This window comes from Mycobacterium sp. TH-M15 (assembly GCF_057473705.1).
The window spans coordinates 1-2,144 of record NZ_JBYCLB010000377.1 but is presented as its reverse complement, the minus strand read 5'-3'; the positions used below and the strand labels follow the sequence as shown (position 1 = coordinate 2,144).

General features: G+C 70.3%; 2 protein-coding genes. Both read left to right on the top strand.

Annotated features, from left to right (window positions below):
* Positions 1 to 32: 32 nt before the first annotated feature.
* Positions 33 to 1,361: a PucR family transcriptional regulator gene (locus AC2VNT_RS09325; RefSeq protein ID WP_486946586.1), complete on the top strand. Its 1,329-nt coding sequence runs from the start codon at positions 33 to 35 to the stop codon at positions 1,359 to 1,361.
* Between the two features lie 139 nt (positions 1,362 to 1,500).
* A partial coding sequence (locus AC2VNT_RS09320) for an ACP S-malonyltransferase (RefSeq protein ID WP_486946585.1) occupies positions 1,501 to 2,144 on the top strand: 644 nt, incomplete at its 3' end.

Below are 2,144 nucleotides of genomic sequence, written 5' to 3'. Positions count from 1 at the left end.
AACCCTCTAGCTTTTCCGGGTAGTGTTTAGACATGCCTGACAGTGCTGTGGCGAGTGCGGCGTTGCCGCGCTCCACGCTGGACCTGCTGGACATGGTCCCGGAGAGCCTGCTGCGCCGGCTGAAGCAGTACTCCGGCCGGCTGGCCACCGAGGCGGTGACGGCCATGGGTGACCGGCTGCCGTTCTTCGCCGACCTGGAGGCCTCCCAGCGCGCCGACGTGGCCTTGGTGGTGCAGACCGCCGTGGTCAACTTCGTCGAGTGGATGTGCCACCCGAGCGGCGACGTCGGCCATACCGCCCAGGCGTTCGAGCTGGTCCCGCAGGACCTGACCCGGCGGATCGCGCTGCGGCACACCGTCGACATGGTGCGGGTCACCATGGAGTACTTCGAAGAGGTGGTGCCGATGGTGGCCCGCTCCCAGGAGCAGGTCACCGCGCTCACCGTCGGAATCCTGAAATACAGCCGCGACCTGGCCTTCACCGCCGCCTCCGCGTACGCCGACGCGGCCGAGGCCCGGGGCAGCTGGGACAGCCGGATGGAGGCCAGCGTGGTGGACGCGGTGGTCCGCGGCGACACCGGGCCCGAGCTGCTGTCCCGGGCGGCGGCGCTGAACTGGGACACCACCGAGCCGGCGACGGTCGTGGTGGGGACCCCACCGCCCGGCCGCCAAGTCTCCGCCGGCCAAGAAGCCTGCCAGGAGATCCGGGACATCGCCGGTCGGCACGGTCGTGCCGCCCTCACCGACGTGCACGGCACCTGGCTGGTGGCGATCGTCTCCGGTCCGCTCTCCCCGACCCAGAAGTTCTTCGCCGACCTGCTGGCGGCATTCTCCGACGACGCGGTGGTGATCGGCCCGACCGCGCCGACGCTGACCGCGGCATACCACAGCGCCAGCGAGGCGATCTCCGGGATGAACGCCGTCGCCGGATGGACCGGCGCCCCGCGGCCGGTGCTGGCCCGGGAGCTGCTGCCCGAGCGCGCGCTGACCGGGGATCCGTCGGCGATCGCGGCCCTGCACACCGACGTGATGCGCCCACTGGCCGACGCCGGGTCCGCGCTGGCCGAGACGCTGGACGCTTACCTGGACTGCGGCGGCGCGATCGAGGCGTGCGCCCGCAAGTTGTTCGTTCATCCAAACACCGTGCGCTACCGGCTGAAACGGATCGCCGACTTCACCGGCCGCGATCCGACCCAGCCGCGGGACGCCTACATCCTGCGGGTCGCCGTCACCGTCGGCCGGCTGGCAAACCGGGAACAACACTCCACGCCGAGCATCAGCGGTGTTACCAAGGTCACTCGTCGGGTCGACGTCGCGCCGAGCGCACTCCCCGAGGCACACCCGGCCGTTGACGGAGGGTAGATCGGGCCGGCAGGTAGCGGAGCGGTCTCGAACACGTCGCAGCGCAGCGTGATTTTGTATGGTCTCCACAAAAACATAAGACAATGTTCATGTTCTCGCACATCGGGCAAATCGGCCTTCACAATGTTCTCTTAAATACGTGATTGCGTTGCTCGCTCCCGGACAGGGATCGCAAACCCCCGGCATGCTCACGCCGTGGCTCGACGGGCCGGACGCCGATGACGCCCGGACCCAGATTGCGGCATGGTCGCAGGTCAGCGGCCTGGATCTGGCCCAGTTGGGCACCACCGCGACCGCTGAGGAGATCACCGACACGGCGATCACCCAGCCGCTGGTCGTCGCCGCCACCCTGCTGGCGCACGCCGAACTGACCAAGCGGGACCTGCTCGGCGGTTCGGAGAACCTGGTGGTGGCCGGTCACTCCGTCGGCGAGATCGCCGCCTACGCGATCGCCGGGCTGATCGGCGCCGACGACGCCGTCATGCTGGCCGCCACCCGCGGCCGCGAGATGGCCAAAGCCTGCGCCGTCGAACCCACCGGCATGGCCGCGGTGCTCGGCGGCGACGAGGCCGAGGTGCTGGCCCGGCTCGCCGAGCTGGACCTGGTCCCGGCGAACCGCAACGCCGTCGGCCAGATCGTCGCCGCCGGCCGGCTCACCGCCCTGGACAAGCTCGTCGAAGACCCGCCCGCCAAGGCCCGGGTGCGCAAACTGGCCACCGCCGGCGCCTTCCACACCCAGTTCATGGCTCCGGCGCTGGACGGCTACACCGCCGCGGCGCAGCG

Coding starts and splice junctions, on each gene's coding strand:
- AC2VNT_RS09325 (WP_486946586.1), top strand. CDS start 33: ATGCCTGACAGTGCTGTGGCGAGTGCGGCGTTGCCGCGCTCCACGCTG.